We start from the raw sequence: 20,880 nt of genomic DNA, 5'->3' as shown, positions 1-20,880 counted from the left end.
GGTTCCGGTATTCGAGATCACGAGATCACCTTCAATTCGCGGCCCGCTTCGCCGAACGCGGCAAGTGCTGTGTCCAAATCGTCCTCGGTCAAAGCCGCGTTCATCTGGGTGCGGATGCGCGCCTGGCCTTTCGGCACGACGGGATAGAAGAAGCCGCTGACATAGACGCCCGCCTCGTAAAGGCGCTTGGCCATGGCCTGCGCAATGGCGGCCTCGCCGAACATGACCGGCACGATCGGATGCTCGCCCGGCAGCAGGCGGAAGCCGAGCGCCTCGAGGCCCGAGCGCCACTTTTTCGTATTTGCAAAAAGCCGCGCGCGCAGATCGTCGCCCTTCTCGGCCAGTTCGATCGCCTTGATGCTGGCAGCCGTGACCATGGGCGGAAGCGCGTTCGAAAAGAGATAGGGGCGCGCGCGCTGGCGCAGAAGATCGATGACGGCCTGCGGGCCCGCAATATAGCCGCCGATCGCGCCGCCGAGCGCCTTGCCCAGCGTGCCCGTAAGGATATCGATCCCGTCGGCAACGCCATGGTGAACATGCGTGCCGGCGCCGCGCTCACCCATGAAGCCCGTCGCGTGACAATCGTCGACCATAACGACGGCGTCATGAGCCTGCGCCAACGCCACGATCTCAGGCAGCTTGGCGAGATAGCCGTCCATGGAGAAGACACCGTCGGTCGCGATCATGATGGTGCGCGCACCATCGGCCCGTGCCTGCTTGAGCGCGGATTCCAGTTCGTTCATGTCGGAATTTGCATAGCGATAGCGCTTCGCCTTGCAGAGCCGGATACCATCGATGATGGAGGCATGGTTCAGGCTATCGGAAACGATCGCATCCTGGTCGGTCAGGAGCGGTTCGAACAGCCCGCCATTGGCATCGAAACACGCGGCGAACAAAATCGCGTCGTCCTTGCCGAGATAGCGCGCGATCGATGTTTCCAGTTCCCGGTGCAAATCATGCGTGCCGCAGATGAAGCGCACGCTCGCCATACCGTAGCCGGACGATTGAAGTGCCGCGGTGGCTGCAGCGACCAGTTCTGGATTGTCCGCAAGGCCGAGATAGTTGTTGGCGCAGAGATTGATGACGTCGCCGGCCCGGCCCTCGATCGACACGCGGGCGCCCTGAGGCGACCGGATCGGCCGCTCTGTCTTGAACAGATCGGCAGCGCGGATCTCCGCCAGTTCGGCATCGATGCGGGCGAGAAATGCGGACAAGACGGTCTCCTTGCAGACGCCGGCTAACACTTTCGACTAAGAAGGTTATCCAATATAGCGGACATGTCAATCGATGGTGAGCAATAAGAATGCACGGACCTTCACTGCCCGCGATTGATGCAAACTAAGAGTTGCGCACCATGAGAATTGCGCGCGCCGGACCATCTTTGGCCTCCAGCGCATGGGCTTTATCCGCCCGGTAGCAGGCCGTATCGCCCTTTTCGAGATCGAGCGAGCGCGCACCGGACTTGACGGTGATCGCTCCTTCCAGAATGGTCAGGTGCTCCTCGCAGCCATCGCGATGAGGTTCGCTCCGCAGCGCCCCGCCAGCATCGAAAATCACCTCGTAAAGCTCGCAGTCGCCCGCGTAATCCGGCGGACTGAGAATTTTCAGGCGGCATCCTTCGCCCTTCGATTCGATCGTGGGGACTCGATCAGCTTTAACGATTTCCCGGAAACCGTCATTGACCGGCACCTTTCCGTCGATCAATCCCGCGAAATCCACGTCGAGTGCGCGCGTCAAATTCCACAAGGTAGAGACGGTGGGACTGGAGCTTCCGCGTTCGATCTGCGACAGCATCGAACGCGACACACCCGATAGCCGGGCGACGGCATCGAGCGACAGATTGCGCTCACGGCGGATCTCCTTCAGGCGCTCGGAAATCCTTTTCCCCAGATCCATACGGACAGTCCCTCCTCCAATATATTGGAAGATATCATGCCCGAGCTGAGACGGTGCGGCAAGCATCAATGGCGGCCCCTCATCTCATGCGGCGACACTGCTCTCGCGGCCTGCCACAAAGCGCGCGGTTGCGGGATCGGAGCGATAGTCGGCAGCGAGATCCGCAGCCTTTGACGCCAGTTCGTCCACCGCATCGATAATTAAGCGCGCCTTCTCGTCGCTCAGCAGATAGCTGAAGTTCAACCGCACCCAACCGGGCTTTTCCATCTCCATCCCCGCATCGATCGCCGCCGCGAGATCGCGCGAAGCTGCCTCGTCGATACCGAGAAGTCGGTGCGCATAAGGGCCGGCGCAGGCGCATCCGCCCCGTGCCTGAATGCCGTGGTGATCGCTCAACATGCGGGTGACGAGCTGGTGGTGCACATGGCCGCCTCGACCATCCCGCACGCGCAACGACACGACGGGCAATGCTTCCGCCGTTTGACGGCCCAAAACGTCGAGCCGTGGATTGTTCAGCCAGCGCTTGAGCGCCATCTCCCGCAGTTCACGGTTGCGCCTGGTGATGAAGGACTGACCGACCGCTTCCTTGACCAGAAGCACGAGTGCGGCGCGGATATCGCCGATCCCATTCGGCGTTCCGGCCTCCTCGCGCGCAATGATCCGATCACTGTAACGGTGCGCCCAGGGCGAGACGAAAGACACTGTCCCCCCACCTGGAAGCGTCGGCCGCGCGGTGGCGACAATGTCATTCTTCAATGCGAGGATGCCGGACGCACCCGGCCCGCCGATGAACTTGTGCGGGGAGAACACGATGGCATCGATGGCTGCGTCATCCGCAGGCACCATCGACATCGGCAGATAGGGTGCACCGGCTGCGTAGTCCCAGATGGCGATCGCGCCATGTGCCTTAACCAGCCGCGTCACGCCGACGACGTCGCTGACGATGCCGGTCACGTTGGACGCCGCGGAGAACGCAGCAACAGTGAAGCCACGGGACGTCGCATCGACGAGCGCTGCTTCCAGATCCGCCTTGTCGGGGCCGCCACCGTGCTGTTCGGCGATCTCCACGATTTGGGCCCCGCTCTCCCGCCACGGCAGGAGATTGGAGTGATGCTCGTATGGACCGATGATGACAGTCACCGCTTCGCCGCGCGCGATCCGTTCCGGGATCGCCAGCAATCCAACGAGCCGGTTGATGGCCGCCGTCGCGCCTGACCCGGTGAAGATGACGCTGTGCGCACTGCCCGCCTCAAGTGTGCGGGCGATCGATGCTCGAGCCGCTTCGCGCAGGCGGGTGGAGTAGGCGCCGCAATGGGATGCTTCGGTATGGCTGTTGGCGTAGAACGGCAGAACCTGTTCCATCACGAACATCTCGATCTGCCGCAGCGCCCGACCGGACGCGGTATAGTCTGCGTAAACGAGCCGACGGGGTCCGTGCGGCCCGTCGATCAAGGCGCCCTCGCCGATCAAACCCTCACGGAGCCGTCCGATCAGGTCGCCCGCTTCCCCCAGTGTTCTGGCCCAGGTCTCCAGGATACCATCCATCTGCGCATGCCTTGCTTCAATTGGCTAAAACGATTCTGACGCAAGCAAGGTGGGAAATGTTCATCAAAATGTTTGCACAAACATCGATAATTGGGTCAAATGATCGGATATGACCCGAAAGATAGATCAATTTGACGCAAGAATATTGCGGGAACTTCAGCTCGATGCGGGATTGTCGCAACGCGATTTGGCCCAGAAGATCGGCCTGTCGCAAAACGCCTGCTGGAGACGGCTGAAGGCGCTGGAAGACGACGGCATCATCGCCGGTCGCACGATCCGCGTTGCCCGGCACAAGGTCGAACTCGGCCTCGTCGTCTTCGTCATGGTGCGCACGCGCCATCACTCGACGAGCTGGCTGAAGACCTTCCGCACCCATGTATCGTCCATCCCCGACATCACGGATTTCTTCCGCATCGGCGGCGACTACGACTACATGCTGAAAATTGTGACCCGCGACATGATCAGCTACGACGCCGTCTACCAGCGCCTGATCGAGGCGGTCGAGCTCGAATCCGTCACGTCCTACTTTGCGATGGAAGCGATCGAGGAACAGCGTCCGCTGACGATCCACCCCTATCGTTGAGCGTCACGTGCCTTCAGTGACCACAACCAGCACACGGGCCTTAGGCCCAAGAGCACCAACCGCACTTTGACAGCCGATGGCGCCGGCAAATCCGGCAGCGCCGGAAGGCGTCGTTGCAATCTCCACCGTGGCGAGCATGCTGGCGGCTTCCGCGGCCTCCTCTTCCGTCACGGTGAGGCAGCCGTCGGCGAGCCGGGCGATCGTGGCGAGAGCGACATGCGACGGCTCCTTGCAGTCGAGCCTGCCCATTGCAGAGACCGGTCCGTCGGCCCGCACTGCGCGCCCAGCGAGAAGACTCTCCATGATGCACGGCGCGAATGCCGGCTCGACGACGATCGCCTCGAAGCCATCGCGTCCCCAAGCGCTTCTGAAGCGCGCAAGCATCGCCGCCGCAAACCCGCCCACACCTGCCTGCAGAAAGACATGCGTCGGCGGCGTCGCCATCTCGCCGACGATCTCTTCGGCGAGCGCCAGGTAACCGGCCATCACGTCGAGCGCCGGCGTCGTGTAACCGGGCCACGTGGAATCGGAGAGCAGTATCCAGCCATTGACGTCGGCAGCCTCTGCCGCCGCAGCCATGCTCGCTTCGTAGTCATGGCCCTGCCGGATCACCCGCGCGCCTTTTCCACGCAGCCTTTCGGCGATCGCGCCCGACACTGTCTCGCTGATGAAGATGACGGCATTCGCGCCGAAGACGCGCGCTCCGGCAGCGACCGACATGCCGTGATTGCCCGCACTCGCCGTCACATAGGTGCGGCCGACAAGCGCCGACGCAAGATCGCCTCCGCCCGCGACCGCAACGGCGTCGCGCGCAATCGCATAGGCGGCACCGAGAGCTTTGAACGATCCGAGCCCCATCCGCGCCGTTTCGTCCTTGACCCAAAGGCTTGCACCACCGATCGCTTCGCTGAGCGAAGGAATGGGCAGCAGCGGCGTCGGCCGATATGCTGGACACCGCGACAGAAGCGCGAGCACGGGACCGGCATCGTCCGCGACCTGTGGCAGTGTCGCCAGATCCGCCGGCAGATCCTTCGCCTTCCAAGGGTTCGCGCGATACATCGTCAGTCCTCTTTTGCCGGCTTCATTTGCCCGAGCAGTACGTCGACCCTTTCGAGCGATGCCGCCCGCTCCGCGTTCAGAGCTTCGATGCAGTGCCGTATTGCGCCAGGCCGTTCAAGCCGTCGTGGCGTCACCAACGTCGTGAGGAATGGCAGCCGGTCGGTCAGGCGCAGCATGGTTGCGCCGGAGCCGAGGAAGTCGAGAGCGGTGATCGGGTTCATGATCCCGATGCCGAGCCCGGCTGCGACCATCGCACCGACACCATGGCTTGTCGCCGTTTCCACCACATGCCGCGGACGAGCGCCGGCCGCAGCCATGATCGCTTCCGTTCGGCGCCGATAGGGATCCGTTCCGGCAATCGCAATCATCGCCTCGCCGTCGAGGTCTGCGAGGCCGATCGCATCCCGCCCCGCAAGCCGATGCCCCGGTGGCAGCAACGCGATCTCGTTGATGTCGGTGAACCGCTCCGCATCAAGCTCGTCCGACGCAGCCACCTCGAACGCCACGATGCCGAGGTCCAGCTCCTGGTCCCGCATCGCCTTCATGAGTTCTCGCACGGTCAGCGGCACCAGTGAGACGTGACGATCCGGCTCGTCGCGCAAAAACGATGCCGTTGCACGGGCGATGAAGCCTTGCGCAAAAGCCGGCAGGCAACCGATCCGGACCGTGCCGCGACGGCGGCGCAGGATCATCTCGGCTGCATGACCTATCCGCTCGAGCCCGGCAAAGCTTGCCTCCACCTGCGCCATGAGCTCTCTTGCCTCCGCGGTCGGATGCAGACGCCCCTCGCGACGCTCGAACAGCTGGAGCCGCGTCACATCTTCCAGTTGCCTGAGCGCCCGGGTGACGCTCGGTTGCGAGGTGTTGAGAACGTTGGCAGCTGCAGTCGCGGTGCCGAGCCGCATGACGGCGGAGAAACATTCGAGTTGGTGGGCCGACGGACGCATTATCCATATCCGAAATGAATAGATACCGCGTCAGTCTCTATTGGTTGCGTATGGAAAACAATGGCATTGAGGCGCCGACGCACCGTATCGGAGTCTACCTTGTCCTCGACCCACGCCCAGCACCCCCAAGCCACCACGCCCCATGCCGCACCACGCCCAGCCGAACCGGCAGGCAGCGCCATAAGAGGCATCGTGATGATGCTTCTTGCCTGTGCGTTGATCGCCGCGACGACGCTGATTGCCAAGGCGCTCGGTCAGGGCATCGGTGCAGGGGGCGGCGGGCCGTTGCATCCCCTGCAAGTAAGCGCCGGCCGCTTTTTGTTCGCCTGGCTCGCATTGATGCCGATCGTCGCGATACTGCGCCCGTCGCTCAAGAGCGCAAAGCTCCCGTATCATCTAGGTCGTTCGATCGCCGGTTGGGCCGGCGTCACGTGCCTTTTCGCAGCATCGTCCTATATGCGCCTTGCCGACGCTACGGCGATCTCGTTTCTCAATCCCATCGTCGCGATGGTCCTTGCCATCCCGCTCCTGTCCGAACGCGTCGGGCCGTGGCGCTGGGCTGCCGCCGGTCTGGCGCTGATCGGAGCCATGGTGCTGATCAGGCCCGGAAGCGAGGCGTTCCAGCCGGTGGTCTTCGTCGCCCTCGCCTCCGCGCTTTTCCTCGGCCTCGAAGCCATCATGATCAAGGTGCTCGCAGGTGGAGAACCGCCCTTGCGGATCCTCGTCATCAACAACACGATCGGCATGCTCATCGCTGTCACGGCCGCGAGCTTCGTCTGGATCTGGCCGACCCCTACGCAATGGATGATGCTCGCGCTGCTCGGCTCAATCATGGTCTGCGCCCAGGCCTGTTTCATCCAGGCCATGAAGAGCGGCGATGCCAGCCTCGTCATGCCGATCTTCTACGCGACGCTCATATTTGCAGCGATCTACGACTTTGCCCTGTTCGGCATCGTGCCGCCGGCAACGAGCTTCATCGGCGCGGCCCTGATCGTCAGCGGGGCTTTGCTCCTGGCCTGGCGCGAGAGCAAGCGCAGGAAGAATGCCACCTAGTCATCGGACCCACCAGGGCCAAGTTCCGGCGAGGACAAGACGGAATGCATGTTGCGCGGCGCGGCCGTTCGGAAGACACTTTCGTGGCGAAAGCTTGAATGAATTGCCGCCGAGCGTCTGGTCGAAAAATTACGTCATGCACATGCACAAGAATGTCCACAGCGCATTCATCGCCGCCGAGCTGGAACGGGAAATCGTCAATCAGGTTCTGCCGGCGGGCAGCAAGCTCGATGAAAATGCGCTGGCCAAGCGCTTCGGCGTCTCCCGAACACCCGTGCGCGAAGCTCTCCATGTGGTCGTCTCCAGATCGCTCGCGCAGCGCGTCCCCTATCGCGGCGTCATCGTCTCGGAGCAGTCGAGCGAGCGGATCGGCGAGATGTTCGAGGCGATGGGCGAGATCGAAGCGTTATGCGGTCGGCTGGCTGCCGAGCGGATGACGGTCAGCGAGCGTGCAGCCTTCGAAACGCTGCACCTCAAGATGCAGCGCATGGCCGAACAGCGCGATTTCGAAAGCTATGATCTGGCAAACACCGATTTTCACGGCATGATCTTCGACGGATCGCACAACTGCGAGGTCGTCGAGATCGCGCAGTCCCTGCGCCTGAAGCTTGCGCCGTTCCGCTCCTCGCAGTTCCGGATGACGGAGCGCATCGCCCGCTCCTGTGCCGAGCACGACACGATCGTCACTGCAATCCTCGATCGCAATGCCCGCGACGCCGAAAAGGCGCTCCGCCGGCACCTGCAGAGTGCGGCGCGCGCCGTGCTCGATCGGCGGAACTGATCCGCCGAAACGCATCAATAGCTGATGGCGGCACCGTCCGAGCGCGGGTCTGAAGCACTCTCCATAAGCCCATCGGCGTGGAGAACGACGGCGCCGGCGTGACCTGCAAGATCGGAGAATTCAGGAATGATCTCCACGTCGTGGCCTGCGTTGCCAAGATCTTCGATCAAATCCGCGGGAAACCGGCTTTCGAGCTTCAGCGTCGTCGTCGCATCGCCCCACGTCTTGCCGAGCAGCCAACGTGGCGCAGAAATGGCCTGCTGCAAATCCTGACCGAACTGCGCGTAGCGGGTGAAGACGGCTGCCTGCGTCTGCGGCTGGCCTTCACCGCCCATCGTGCCGTAGGCGAAGACGCGCCCGTCGGAAAGCTCGGCCATCGCGGGGTTCAATGTGTGGAACGGCCGCTTGAAGGGGGCGAGTTCGTTCGGCCCGGGTTTCAGGGAGAACCCTGCGCCACGGTTCTGGAAGAACACGCCCGTCTCGGGGCAGGTCAGGCCGGAACCGAATTCCCAGAAGACGCTCTGAATGAAGGAAACGACGGTGCCTTCGGCATCGACCGCGCCCATCCAGATCGTATCGCCTTCCTTCGGCTCATAAGGCCAGGGCAACGCGCGTTTGCGGTCAATCCGTGTGGCCATGGCATCCAACCCCGCGGCATCGAGCCAGGACTGCGCCGGCTCTGCCATCGCGTCTGGATCGCCAAGCTCGGCATTGCGCTTGATGAATGCCTGCTTGGTCGCCTCGATCAGACCGTGGAGATGGTCGAAACTTTCGGCTTGCGTGATACCCAGGCGGTCGAACAGCCCGAGGATCATCAGCGACGAGATGCCTTGCGTCGGCGGCGTCATGTTGAAAAGCGTGCCGAGCGATGTCGTGAGCGACAGAGGCACAACCTCCGTCGCTTCGAAGCCGTGAAAGTCGGAAAGCCGCAACGGGCTGCCATTGGCCTCGAGATAGCGCGCGTGCGCGGCTGCGATGTCGCCCTTGTAGTAGCTTTCGAGACCCTGCTCGGCGAGATGCGACAGCGTATCCGCCAGCGGCACCTGCTTCATCCGGTGCCCGGCCCGAGGCGGTGCACCCTCGACGAGGAAGTGCTCGGCAAATCCGGGCACGTCCTTAAGCGTCGACAGCTTGTCGCGCGTGCAGTCGGACTGATTGCCGGTGACGGCGATGCCATCGCGGGCGTAGCCGATCGCCGCGGCGAGCAGATCGGCAAGCGGCAAGCGTCCGCCGCCATGCTGCAAGGCCAGCCGCCATCCATCGATGGTCCCGGGCACGGTCAGCGCCGCCAGGCCGCCGCGCGCAGGGATGGCGTCGGCATGGCCGGCGTTCCGGTAAAAGGCGACATCTGCCAGAGCCGCGGCCCGCCCACAGCCGGAAATGCCGATGGGCGGCGCGCCCTTCTTCTTGATCAGCCAGAAGCCATCGCCGCCGATGCCGTTCATGTGCGGATAGACGACGGCGATCGTCGCCGCTGCAGCCACCATCGCCTCGACGGCGGTGCCGCCCGCTTCGAGGATATCGCGCCCGGCAAGCGCCGCCGCACGATGCGGCGCCGTGAAGGCACCCTTGTAACCCAACGCACTCTTCAGCATGTCATCACCAACCGATTGCTTCCGGCAGCCATGTCGCAAGGCCCGGGAACAGATAGACCATCAGCACCGCCAATGCCTGAATCGCGATGAAGGGCACAACTCCTCGATAGATATCGAGCGTGGTCACGCCCGGCGGCGCGACGCCTTTTAGGAAGAAGAGCGCCCAGCCGAAGGGCGGTGTCAGGAACGACATCTGCAGGTTCACCGCAACGAGAATGGCGATCCAGGTGAGGTCGGCGCCTGCGCTGGCGAAAACCGGAAGGAACAGCGGTAGCGCGATGTAGGAAATCTCGATCCATTCCAGGAAGAAACCGAGGAAGAAGATCAGGATCATCAGGAAAAGGATTTGGCCGTCCAGACCGCCGGGCACCATCGTGAACACGTCATGGACAAGACGCTCGCCGCCGAGACCGCGGAATGCCAATGCGAAGGGCTGCGCGAAGATCAGGATCATGAACACCATGGCCGAGGCAATGAACGACGCCCGCACGACCTCGCGCATCATCGGGTAGGTCAGCCGACCGGTGAACGCCGCAAGCAGGATGGAGCCGAGCGCGCCCATGGAGGCTGCTTCGGTCGGCGCCGCGACGCCGCCGATGATCGAGCCCAAGACCAGAAAGATCAGAGCGATGGGCGGTGCGACGACCTGCAGAAGCTTCACCGCCAGTTCGCGGCCTGAGATGGCATCCCGCTCGGCTTGCGGGATCGGCGGCATGGAGCCGGGCTTAATCAGGCCCAGCACGATGATGTAGAGGACGAACATGCCCGACAGCAGAAGACCGGGAATGAGCGCCGCGGCAAACAGCGTGCCGACCGACTGGCCCATAATATCGGCCAGCAGGATCAAGACTAGGCTCGGCGGAATGATCTGCCCGAGCGTGCCCGAAGCGCAGATCACGCCGGTCGCGACACCCTTATCGTAACCGCGGTTGAGCACCGGAGCGAGCGCGATGAGGCCAAGCGTCACCACCGTGGCGCCGACGACGCCGGACGCCGCGCCCATCAGGACTCCGACGATGATGATCGCGAGCGCCATGCCGCCGCGAATGCCGCCCATCGCCAAGCCGATCACGTCAAGCAATTGCTCCGCGATCTTCGATCGCTCCAGCATCAGGCCCATGAAGATGAAGAGCGGCAATGCCAGCAGCGTGTAGTTGGTGATGACCCCGTAGATGCGCGCCGGCACCAGATTGAACAGCATGGGCCCGAAGCCCGCATAACCGAACACGAACCCAGTGACCGCAAGACAGATGGCGACAGGAATGCCGGCCATCAGCATGACGAAGAAGGCGCCGATCATGGCGAGCGCCAGAAACTCGGTGAATGGCATGTCAGTGCGTGTCCGGATTGGCGAGAGGCTGCTTCAGATGTGCGCGCCGCACGATGTTTTCGAGCATCATCGACAGCGCCTGAAGCGCGAGCAGAACGAAGGCGACGGGAATGAGGGCCTTCAGCAGAAAGCGATAGTGCAGGCCGCCAGGGTCGGGGGAGATTTCGCCGATCGCGTAGCTCTGATGCACGTAGTTGATCGACAGCCACACGATGAAGATCGACGCGAGCATCAGCATCAGCGCTGCGATGATGTCGATCGTTGCTTTCAGCTCGGGAGAAAACTTGTCGTAAAGAACGTCGACCCGGACTTCGCCGCCCTGGTTCAATCCATAGGACATGCCGAACAGAGCACCTGCCGCCATCAGGTGCCACTCGGCTTCCTGCGTCGCGACGCTGCTGATGCCGAACGCGTAGCGCGACAGCACGTTGAACGCGACGAGAAGCACAAGCGCGAGACCGAGCCACGCCGCCGTCTGGCCGACGATGCGAACGACACGCGCAGTGCCGTTCGCAGCCTTTTCGATGATTGCGATCATGCCACGTCAGCCGGCCATATTGTGGAACGGCCGCTCGGAAACACCTGACCATTGGTCGTGCTGGGCCTTGAACGCCATGAACGCGTCGTGGACCTTTCGAACGCTCGGATCGGCGGCGGCACCCTCTTCCAGCACGGCCATGGTGGCTTCGCGCAGTGCCTCGACGACAGCTTCCGGCAGCGTGTCGGCAATGACGCCTTCGTTTTCGACGAGGTCGGCCAGCGCTTCCGCGTTGGTGGCTTCGCACCAGGTGTGGCTTTCAATGTTGCAGGCCATGGCGGCCGCTTCGACGATCGCCTTCAGATCGTCCGGCAGCGAATCCCAGGCTGCCCGATTGATCAAAAGCTCCGTGACGTTGCACGGCTCGTGCCAGCCGGTGGTGTAGTAGTACTTCGCCGCGTTCTGCAGGCCGAGACGACGATCCTGGTAGGGGCCGACGAATTCGGCCGCGTCGATGACGCCGCGCTCGAGCGCCGGGAAGATTTCACCGCCCGGCAGAAGGCGGACATCGACGCCGAGCGTCGCATAGACGCGTCCAGCGAGACCCGGAATGCGCATGACCAGGCCGCGGAAATCTTCGACGGTCTCGATCGGCTCGCGGAACCAGCCGGTCATCTGCACGCCGGTGTTGCCCATGGGCAGCGCCTTGACGCCCAGCGGCTCGTAGAGTTCGTCCCAGAGCTCCATGCCGCCGCCATGATAGAGCCAGGCGTTCTGGCCCTGGAAGTTGAGGCCGAACGGGACCGTGGTGAAATACTGCGCGGCAGGCACGCGCCCGGCCCAGAAGTAGGAGTTGGCCGCATTCATCTGGACCGTCCCGGATGAGACCGCATCGAAGCCCTCGAGCGCCGGGATCAGTTCGCCGGCGGCAAAATGCTGGATGCGCAACCGTCCGCCCGACATGCGCTCGACCTTGGCGCAGAAATCCGTCGGGCTGCCCGGGCCTTCCACGTAGAAAGGCGAACCGGGTCCGTAGGCATTCGTCATCTGCCAGGTAAAGGTGTCCTGCGCCCTCGCGATGGACGGGGCGGCCAATGGAACGCTTGCCGTTGCGAGCGCGGATGCTGTCAGGAAGTTGCGGCGTTTCATGGGATGTCCTCAGATCTGGAAGTGCGCTTGGGAAGATGCGAACCAACGCAAGCAATGCCCATGCCAGATCAGAAGATCATGAATTAGAAGGCTGTTAAGCCGATCAACGCCGGAAAATTGTATACAAGAAGCCCTTTGAAGACGCATTTTGCGTACAAATTCGGCAGCGGATGAACAGGAAGGCGTCACCGGAGGCATCGACCATCGCCGCGCGAACACCTCCACCTCGACAGAAAAAGCCGCACGCGGTCGGCGTGCGGCTCTCTTTACGACGCAAGGATGGCGGCGCTCACTCGGTAACGAGCGCGCGTAGCATCCAGACGGTCTTTTCGTGGATGGTCATGCGACCGACCAGCATGTCGTGCGACACGAAGTCGTCTGCCTCTTCGGCGACTTCGGCGGCTTCGCGCATCTTGCGGATCGTGCTCTCGTGATCGGCGATCAGGTCGTCGATCATGGCATGGGCGGTCTTGCTCTCGGCACCAAGCTCGATGACGATATCATGGCCCTTGTTGCCAACGACCGGCGCGCGGTAGCCCAGCGCACGAATGCGTTCGGCAATCTCGTCCGTCGCCTTGAAGAGGTCGTTGTACTGAACTTCAGTCATCTCGTGGATCGAGTGAAACAGCGGCCCCACGACATTCCAGTGATAGATATGCGTCTTGACCAGAAGCGCATAGGTGTCCGCCAGGATGGCCGACAGGTTCTGCGCGATTGTCTCGCGCGCCTTGGCGTCGAGGCCGAAATTGACGTTTTCTTCCCGGGGCTTGGGATCCAGCGCCTTCGTTGCTTTGCTCATGGAATGCTCCTTCTTGTTGTTATCTTAGTAACTCGTAAGATGGAGCGCGGTTGCATTTTGCCAATGGACGTTTTGACGCGACAGCTTGCCGGCCGCGTTCAGTGACGCAACCGGCTTTGGCAAGTTTCATTCAGCCGCAATCGGCATCGGATAACGCTTCCGGTCGTCCCGCTCATCCGCCTCGTCACCACCCCCATGACCACCGGTCGGAAGGTCAGGCTCGTCCGGCGCATTGGGCTTGAGTATCCAGCCGGCCAGACGCGAGGCCTGGTGCGTGAGGTCGTCCATCAGCGTGTAGAAGGACGGGATGAAGATCAGCGACAGAAGCGTCGAGACCAGCAGTCCGCCGATGACGGCGATCGCCATGGGCGCACGGAACTCACCGCCCTCGCCCGTGCCGAGCGCTGCCGGGATCATGCCAGCCGCCATGGCAAGCGTCGTCATGATGATCGGCCTCGCACGCTTGCGGCCTGCATCGACGATGGCATCCATCTGCGGCATGCCGTGCTTTTCCTGCTCGACCGCGAAATCGACCAGCATGATCGAGTTCTTCGTCACGATGCCCATTAGCATGAGGATACCGATGACGACGGGCATGGAGACGGCGTTGTTGGTCAGCTGAAGCGCAAGCACCACGCCGCCGATCGACAGTGGCAGGGACGCCAGGATCGTAATCGGCAGGAAGAACGAACCAAACAGCAGGATGAGCACGCATAGCACCATCATGATGCCGGCGCCCATGGCGGTCGCGAAGCCGGAGAATACCTCCGCTTGGATTTCCGCATCACCCGTTTCCTGGATACGCACACCGGCGGGAAAATTCTTCACAGCCTCACTGGCCATGATCCATTCCGTGCCCTGCCCGATCTCGTAGCCGGCGGCCATGCCCGTGCCGACCTTCACCAGCCGCTCGCGGTCGAACCGGTCGATCGTCGATGCACCCTGGCCGTAGCCGACATCGGCCACTGCCGTCAGCGGTACGGTCCCGCCATTGCCGGTCGGGATGCGCATGGACTGGATGGTCGCGAGATCGTTGCGCGCGGTGTCGTTCAACTGCACCTTGATCGGGATCTGCCGGTTCGGCAGATTGAACTTGGCGAGATTGGCGCCCGCATCGCCGATGGTGGCGACACGGATCGTCTGCGAGATCAATTCGGGGGCGATGCCGAGATCGGCAGCCTGATCGAGCCTAGGCGTGATGCGGATTTCCGGGCGGTCGAAGGCCGACATGGCGGATGGATTGGAGAACATCGGCGCATCGCGCATTTCTTCTTCCAGCATCCGCGCCGCTTCCGCGACCTGTGCGCCATCCTGGCCGAGAACGCCGACCGACAATTCGCGTTCGCCACGCTCATTGACGTTGAAGAAACGGACATCCGGCACCTGCGCCATGCGGGCAGCCATCTCCTCCTCCACATCGAACTGCGTCCGTTCGCGTTCGCCCTTGCGCACCAGATTGGTGATGATCGACGCACGGCGGACTTCGAGCGTGCCTGTCGGGCTGGAGCCGCCGACGACCATTACCGATGCGACTTCGGGAATATCCTTGAGGCTGGCGGCAATCGCGTTGGTGGTCTCGCGGGTATCGTCGAGCGTGGAGCCCGGCGGCAGCTCGACGGAGGTCACGACACGCGAGGAATCCTCGCGTGGAATGAAGCCGGTCGGCAGGAAGCCGATGCTCCAGACCGAGGCCGCGAAAAGGCCGACACCGACAGCGAGCGTCACGAAGCGAAACCGCAGCGTGGCTCTGAGGAACCGGGTGTAGCCGCGCAACAGCCAGCCTTCGCGCTCGTCTTCCTCGCCATGGTTCTTCATGAAATAAGCCGCGAGCATCGGCGTGATGAGACGCGCGACGAGCAGCGAGAAGAACACGGCGACGGCCACCGTCAGGCCGAATTGCTTGAAATACTGGCCCGCAACGCCGCCCATGAAGGACACCGGCGCAAATACGGCGATGATGGTCAGGGTGATCGCGATGACGGCGAGACCGATCTCGTCGGCCGCCTCCATCGCCGCGCGATAAGGCGATTTGCCCATGCGCATGTGTCGGACGATGTTTTCGATTTCCACGATCGCATCGTCGACCAGAATGCCGGTGACGAGCGTGATGGCGAGCAGGCTGACGAGATTGAGCGAAAAGCCCATCATGTCGAGTGCCCAGAAAGTGGGAATGGCTGCAAGCGGCAAGGTTATCGCCGCGACCAGCGTCGCCCGCCAATCGCGCAGGAAGAGGAACACCACGATGACGGCGAGCGCGGCACCTTCGACCAGCGTATGCATCGCGGATTCGAAGTTGCCGTAGGTATAGGTGACGCTGTCGTCGATCTTCGAGAAGGTGACGTCCGGATAGAGCGCGGCGAGTTCTGCCACCTTGGCTGCAGCGGCATCGGCGACCGACGTGTCGCTTGCGCCCTTGGCGCGGTAGATCGAGAAAGACACGACCGGATTGCCATCGAGCGAGGCAAACGCGCGCGGCTCTTCCCAGCTGTCGGAGATGGTTCCGATGTCACCAAGGCGCACCGTGCGCCCACCCGACAGTGCGATGCTCGTCTGCGACAGCGTTTCGATGGAATCGGCGGAGGCGAGCGTGCGGATGGTTTGTTCCTGCCCGCCGAAATCGCCGCGTCCCCCGGGCAGGTTCACGTTGGTTGCGCGCAGTTGCGCGTTGACCTCTGCCGCGGTGATGCCCAGCGAGAGAAGACGATCTGGATCGAGCTCGACGTGGACTTCGCGGGTTACGCCACCCATGCGGTCGACCTGACCGACACCCGGCAGGCCTTGCAGCTCGCGGATCACTGCGTCGTCGACCAGCCAGGAAAGTTCTTCCGGCGTCATGCCCGGCGCGGAAGCGGCATAGGTGACGATCGATTGGTTCTCGACGTTGACGCGACTGATGATCGGTTCGTCGATCGTACGCGGCAGGTCTGCCCGGATTTCGGCGACCGCGTCTTTGACGTCGTTCAGCGCCTGATCGGTATCCACCTCGAGCCGAAAGATCGCCGAGGTAATGGACTGACCGTCCGTGACGGTCGACTGGATGTCGTCGATCCCGGCAATGCCGGCAACACTGTCCTCGACAAGCTTGGTGACCTGGGTTTCGAGCTCCGTTGGCGCAGCACCGGACTCGGTGATGACGACGGAGATGACCGGCACGTCGATGTTCGGAAAGCGCGTGATGGGCAGGTTCAGGAACGAGACCCAACCGAGCACCACCAGCACGACGAAGAGAAGAATGGACGGAACCGGGTTGCGGATCGACCAGGCGGAGATGTTCCAGTTCATGGCTATTGGTCCCCGCTCTCGGCCTGAGCCACAGCTGTCACGGCGTCGCCGTCCCGCACGAAAGATCCGGCTCGCCTGACGATCACCTCGCCGGGCTCGAGGCCCGTCAACACTTCGACACGATCAGCCGTCCGCAAGCCCGTCGTCACGGTGCGGGTTTCGATGCGCCCTTCCACCACGGCCTGCACGGTGGCCTCACCATCGGTCACGACAAGCGCGGATAGAGGTATGATGACACCGTTGGAACTGGCCACTTCGACGACACCGCGCGCGAACGCGCCTGGCCGAAGCGCCGGATCGGCTTCGAGTGAGACGCGCATTTCACCAAGCCGGCTTGCGGCGTTGATCTGCGGGGAGATCAACCGCACTTCGCCTTCCACGGGCTTCGAGAACCCCGCCGGGGTGACGTGGACCGCCATACCGGTTGTCAGCGAGGCAAGGCTCGTTTCCGTGACATCCGCGCTCAATTCAACGTCGCCGTCCTCGGCCAGTCGGAAAAGCGGCTCTGCTGCAGGCGATGCGACCGCGCCGATCCTCGCCGATCGCGACAGCACAAGTCCGTCGGTCGGTGCCTTGATCTCCGTCTTGGTCATGTTCAGATCGATCTCGCGCCGCTGCGCTTCGACCAGGGTCTTGTCGGCAAGCGCAAGTTCCAGGCCCTGGCGCGCCGAATTCAGCTGCGCTTCGGCCGAACTTGCCGCAGCAATCCGCTGATCCAGCGTCTGCTGTGCCGTCACGCCGCTGCCCGTCAAACTCTGCGCACGCTCCAGGGCCGAGTCCGCTTCGAGCTTGGCGGCTTCGGCCTGAGCGATCGTCGCCCGCGCCTGAGCAATGCCGGCATCCGCCCTCGCTAGCTGCGAGGTGTTTTGGGCAAGGAGGATGTCGATGGTCGCCCCGTCGAGACGCGCGAGCACTTGACCGGCCTTCACGGTGTCTCCGACCTCCGCGAGGACCTCCATGATCTTGAAGCCCTCGACATCGACGCCGACGATGACTTCCTCGCGGGCAACCAGGGTCCCGGTGACCGTGGCTGTCGTCGCGATCTCGCCTTCACGTGCCTCGACTGTCGAAATAGCCGGGGCGCGCACTTGCGGAGTCTGAGGCGGTTCCTGCGCGAAGGCCATGGGTGCAGCGAGAAGCGATGCTGCGAAAACGAGCATTGCCCATCCGCGCATCCCCCCAATGTCACCCGCGCGTGGCGTGTGCGAAGGATAGTCCAAGGCTTCGGTCATCGTTACTGGTTCCGCGAAAGCGCGCATCGAGGCTTTGAAGAGTACAAGGACTCTGCGGCCATCGAGCGGTCGTGTTTCCGACAATGCATGCCATTCAGTCTGCGTCATCCGCCAAAGGTCGGCGGCGACGAAAAATCTTCAGCCCCGCTTTCCGCGCCCGAACACCGCGTCGATCATCGCGGCCAGCATGGGGCGGATACGCTCCGGCTCGAGCGCTGGATCGATGGCAGAACGCATGACGATGCCCTCCCCCAGCGCCATCATCATCCCGATCGCCGCATCGTGGTCGACCGATGCATCGATGTCGCCGCGATCCGCTGCCCGCTGGACAAATTCACTGATGTGCTCGCGCACCATTGCTTCGTTTTCCAAGAAGTTTCGGCCGACTGCGCCGTTGCGAAGGCCCTCCGCAAAGACTTCAAGCATCATGGGAGTGGCACCAGGCCTGCGCATCTGCTCGAAATAGGCCATGGCCATGTCCACCAATGCTTCGGTGAAATCGCCTTCCACAAGAAGTGGCTCCAGCGTGCCATGGCAACGCTGCCGCTCATCCAGGCAGATCGCCTCGATGATCGCTTCCTTGGATTTGAAATAGCGATAGAGCGCGCCGGGGCTCATCGCAGCCTCCGCGCAAATCTCCTGCATCGACGTCTTGTGGAATCCCGATCGCGCGAAGCATCGCTCGGCGGATTCCATGATGTGACGCCGGCGGCAGTCCTGGGCGGTTTCCGGCGCATCGGCCGCTTTGAGAAGGACTGAGATATTCATCAGATTTGCGCGATCCAAAATGAGAGCGAATGTTCATTCGCACAGCGCGCGGGTTTTGACAACGGCCCTTCATTCTTTAGCTGATCACGAAATGAATCATGCTGCGGCTCCCTCGCCGCCAACCTGGAACATATCGGTTATTCGCAGCTTGGGCCGCCATGCCTCTACGCGGGCAGACCAGCTCAAAATAAGGAAATCCTCCACCATGGCCGACAATGGAAAACGGAGCGCGCGCAAATCCGATGCGACGACCACCGTGCATGATCTGACGCTGCAGCGAGGGAATGGCGGCGAACTTCACCAGGTCGCTGAAGAAGGCCAACCGATCCTGACGACAGCCCAGGGCGGACCCGTCGCAGACGATCAGAACTCTTTGAAGTACGGCGAACGCGGGCCGTCGCTCATCGAAGACTTTCACTTCCGCGAAAAGATGTTCCACTTCGACCATGAGCGCATTCCGGAGCGCGTGGTTCACGCGCGCGGCTACGGTGCGCACGGCTATTTCGAGACATACGAGTCGCTTGCGAAATACACGCGTGCCGACATTTTCCAGCGCGCCGGCGAGAGGACGCCCGCATTCGTGCGGTTCTCGACCGTAGCTGGGTCGAAAGGTTCCGCCGACCTTGCCCGCGACGTGCGTGGCTTTGCCGTCAAACTTTATACCCAGGAGGGCAACTGGGACATCGTCGGCAACAACATCCCGGTTTTCTTCATCCAGGATGCGATCAAGTTCCCGGATATCATTCACTCGGTGAAGCCCGAGCCCGATCGCGGCTTTCCGCAGGCCCAGTCGGCCCATGACAATTTCTGGGACTTCATTTCGCTGACGCCGGAATCCATGCACATGATCATGTGGATCATGTCCGATCGGTCGATCCCACGGTCGTTCCGGTTCATGGAAGGCTTCGGCGTCCACACATTCCGGATGTTGAACGAAAATGACGAGTCCACCTTCGTCAAATTCTTCTGGAAGCCGAAGCTCGGTCTCCAGTCCGTCGTGTGGAACGAGGCCGTGAAGATCAACGGTGCGGACCCCGATTTTCATCGTCGAGATCTCTGGAACGCGATCCAGTCCGGCGATTTCCCGGAATGGGAGCTGTGCGTTCAGCTCTTTGACCAGGAATTCGCGGACAGCTTTGACTTCGACGTACTCGACGCGACCAAGTTGATCCCGGAAGAGGTCATCAAGCCAATCCCGGTCGGCCGCCTTGTTCTCGATCGCATGCCGGACAATTTCTTTGCGGAGACCGAACAGGTCGCCTTCATGACCCAAAACGTCCCGCCCGGCATCGATTTCTCGAACGATCCGCTGCTTCAGGGCCGAAATTTCTCCTATCTCGACACGCAGCTGAAGCGGTTGGGGTCCACGAACTTCACCCATCTGCCGATCAACGCGCCGAAGTGCCCGATGCACCATTTCCAGCAGGATGGGCACATGGCGATGCGCAATCCCGTCGGACGGGCGAACTATCAGCCCAACTCTTGGGGTGAAGGCCCCCGCGAAGATCCCAAGCGTGGATTCCGCTCCTATCGTGACGAGGTCGAAGGACCGAAGGTCCGGCTGCGCGCCGAAAGCTTTGCCGATCACTACAGCCAGGCGCGTCAGTTCTACAACAGCCAGACAGCCGTCGAGCAGAAACACATCGCCATGGCTTTGACCTTCGAGTTGTCGAAAGTTGAAACGTTGCCGATCCGGTTACGGATGGTCGCCCATCTGCTCAACATCGACGAAGCTCTGGCAACGATGGTCGCCGAAAACCTAGGTATCCGTGACATGCCGGAAGCTGCGCAGGCCGCAGTGGCCCCTCGCGACGATCTGGAACCTTCTCCTGCTCTGTCGATCATACAGAACGGTCCTGAAAGCTTTGAAGGCCGCAAATTGGGTGTGATGGTCAGCGATGGCTGCGATGCCGACCTGGTGGAAGGCTTGCGCTCGGCACTTGCCGACGAAGGTGCAACCATGGAGATCATCGCTCCGAAGGTCGGCGGCGTCGAAGCATCCGACGGATCGTTCATCGAGGGTGACCAAATGATCGATGGCGGCCCCTCTGTTCTATATGACGCAGTGGCCTTGATCCTCGGTCCGGATGGCGGTGAAAAGCTGTCGAAGGAATCGGCGGCACGCGATTTCGTCGCCGACGCCTTCGCCCACTGCAAGTTCATCGCTTTCGTCGATGGCGCTCGGCCGCTGCTCGAAAAGGCAGGGATCGAGATGGACGAAGGCGTCGTTGAGCTGGAAAGCGCCGACGGCATCCCTGATTTCATCGAGATGCTGGGCAAGCTGCGTCTTTGGGCGCGCGAGCCCAAGGTCAAGCTCTAACCGTCGTCGAAGCCCATTCCCCGATCGGTACGTCATCTGATCGGAATGGTCCAATATCTCCAC

At 62.3% G+C, this 20,880-nt stretch carries 17 protein-coding genes; 4 read left to right on the top strand and 13 right to left on the bottom strand.

The window, feature by feature from the left end:
- Positions 1–17: 17 nt before the first annotated feature.
- The 3 genes from GC125_RS07100 to GC125_RS07090 all read right to left on the bottom strand — a co-directional run bounded on the left by GC125_RS07100 (position 18) and on the right by GC125_RS07090 (position 3,441).
- On the bottom strand, positions 18–1,214 hold the full coding sequence (locus tag GC125_RS07100; RefSeq protein ID WP_151984949.1) for a glycine C-acetyltransferase: 1,197 nt from the start codon (positions 1,212–1,214) through the stop codon (positions 18–20).
- Positions 1,215–1,338: 124 nt separating this feature from the next.
- On the bottom strand, positions 1,339–1,962 hold the full coding sequence (locus GC125_RS07095) for a helix-turn-helix domain-containing protein (protein WP_199864490.1): 624 nt from the start codon (positions 1,960–1,962) through the stop codon (positions 1,339–1,341).
- Between the two features lie 18 nt (positions 1,963–1,980).
- Entirely contained in the window at positions 1,981–3,441 is a 1,461-nt protein-coding gene (locus GC125_RS07090) for an aminotransferase class V-fold PLP-dependent enzyme (RefSeq protein ID WP_151984947.1), read from the bottom strand.
- Positions 3,442–3,550: 109 nt separating this feature from the next.
- Here GC125_RS07090 and GC125_RS07085 point away from each other — a divergent pair, with 109 nt between their 5' ends.
- The gene (locus GC125_RS07085; protein WP_151984945.1) at positions 3,551–4,024 is read left to right on the top strand and encodes an Lrp/AsnC family transcriptional regulator; all 474 of its coding nucleotides are present in this window, start codon (positions 3,551–3,553) and stop codon (positions 4,022–4,024) included.
- A 3-nt stretch (positions 4,025–4,027) separates the two neighbouring features.
- On the opposite strand, the gene GC125_RS07080 is transcribed toward GC125_RS07085, so the two are convergent.
- Both GC125_RS07080 and GC125_RS07075 read right to left on the bottom strand, forming a co-directional pair.
- On the bottom strand, positions 4,028–5,083 hold the full coding sequence (locus tag GC125_RS07080; protein ID WP_151984943.1) for a pyridoxal-phosphate dependent enzyme: 1,056 nt from the start codon (positions 5,081–5,083) through the stop codon (positions 4,028–4,030).
- Between the two features lie 2 nt (positions 5,084–5,085).
- Positions 5,086–6,030: a LysR substrate-binding domain-containing protein gene (locus GC125_RS07075; RefSeq protein WP_151984941.1), complete on the bottom strand. Its 945-nt coding sequence runs from the start codon at positions 6,028–6,030 to the stop codon at positions 5,086–5,088.
- A gap of 195 nt (positions 6,031–6,225) precedes the next feature.
- Between GC125_RS07075 and GC125_RS07070 the strand changes: the two genes are divergently transcribed.
- Together GC125_RS07070 and GC125_RS07065 are read left to right on the top strand one after the other, a co-directional pair.
- Positions 6,226–7,083, top strand: coding sequence for a DMT family transporter (locus tag GC125_RS07070; RefSeq protein WP_151984939.1), 858 nt, complete (start codon positions 6,226–6,228; stop codon positions 7,081–7,083).
- Positions 7,084–7,219: 136 nt separating this feature from the next.
- Positions 7,220–7,864 (top strand): GntR family transcriptional regulator, encoded by a 645-nt coding sequence (locus tag GC125_RS07065; protein ID WP_151984937.1) that lies wholly within the window; start codon positions 7,220–7,222, stop codon positions 7,862–7,864.
- 14 nt (positions 7,865–7,878) lie between these two features.
- Here GC125_RS07065 and GC125_RS07060 read toward each other — a convergent pair whose 3' ends face one another.
- From GC125_RS07060 to GC125_RS07025, 8 genes are all read right to left on the bottom strand, one after another.
- A complete protein-coding gene (locus tag GC125_RS07060) occupies positions 7,879–9,459 on the bottom strand; it encodes a gamma-glutamyltransferase family protein (protein ID WP_151984935.1) in 1,581 nt (526 codons plus the stop codon).
- Between the two features lie 4 nt (positions 9,460–9,463).
- On the bottom strand, positions 9,464–10,789 hold the full coding sequence (locus GC125_RS07055; protein ID WP_151984933.1) for a TRAP transporter large permease: 1,326 nt from the start codon (positions 10,787–10,789) through the stop codon (positions 9,464–9,466).
- A 1-nt stretch (position 10,790) separates the two neighbouring features.
- Entirely contained in the window at positions 10,791–11,327 is a 537-nt protein-coding gene (locus GC125_RS07050; RefSeq protein WP_151984931.1) for a TRAP transporter small permease subunit, read from the bottom strand.
- A 6-nt stretch (positions 11,328–11,333) separates the two neighbouring features.
- Positions 11,334–12,416, bottom strand: a complete 1,083-nt coding sequence (locus GC125_RS07045) for a TRAP transporter substrate-binding protein (RefSeq protein ID WP_151984929.1) — start codon at positions 12,414–12,416, stop codon at positions 11,334–11,336.
- A gap of 289 nt (positions 12,417–12,705) precedes the next feature.
- Positions 12,706–13,215, bottom strand: a complete 510-nt coding sequence (locus tag GC125_RS07040; RefSeq protein ID WP_151984927.1) for a Dps family protein — start codon at positions 13,213–13,215, stop codon at positions 12,706–12,708.
- A gap of 126 nt (positions 13,216–13,341) precedes the next feature.
- On the bottom strand, positions 13,342–16,497 hold the full coding sequence (locus tag GC125_RS07035) for an efflux RND transporter permease subunit (RefSeq protein WP_151984925.1): 3,156 nt from the start codon (positions 16,495–16,497) through the stop codon (positions 13,342–13,344).
- 2 nt (positions 16,498–16,499) lie between these two features.
- Positions 16,500–17,729 carry an efflux RND transporter periplasmic adaptor subunit gene (locus GC125_RS07030; protein WP_286165404.1) on the bottom strand — a complete coding sequence of 410 codons (1,230 nt, stop codon included), beginning with the start codon at positions 17,727–17,729 and terminating at the stop codon, positions 16,500–16,502.
- Positions 17,730–17,867: 138 nt separating this feature from the next.
- Positions 17,868–18,497: a TetR/AcrR family transcriptional regulator gene (locus GC125_RS07025; protein ID WP_151984923.1), complete on the bottom strand. Its 630-nt coding sequence runs from the start codon at positions 18,495–18,497 to the stop codon at positions 17,868–17,870.
- A 205-nt stretch (positions 18,498–18,702) separates the two neighbouring features.
- Here GC125_RS07025 and katE point away from each other — a divergent pair, with 205 nt between their 5' ends.
- Positions 18,703–20,817, top strand: coding sequence for a catalase (gene katE / locus GC125_RS07020; protein WP_151984921.1), 2,115 nt, complete (start codon positions 18,703–18,705; stop codon positions 20,815–20,817).
- Positions 20,818–20,880 lie beyond the last annotated feature (63 nt).

It is taken from the genome of Rhizobium sp. EC-SD404 (assembly GCF_902498825.1).
GTDB lineage: Bacteria > Pseudomonadota > Alphaproteobacteria > Rhizobiales > Rhizobiaceae > Georhizobium.
Note: the sequence above shows the minus strand (reverse complement) of the source record. Positions and strands in the feature narration are given on the sequence as shown.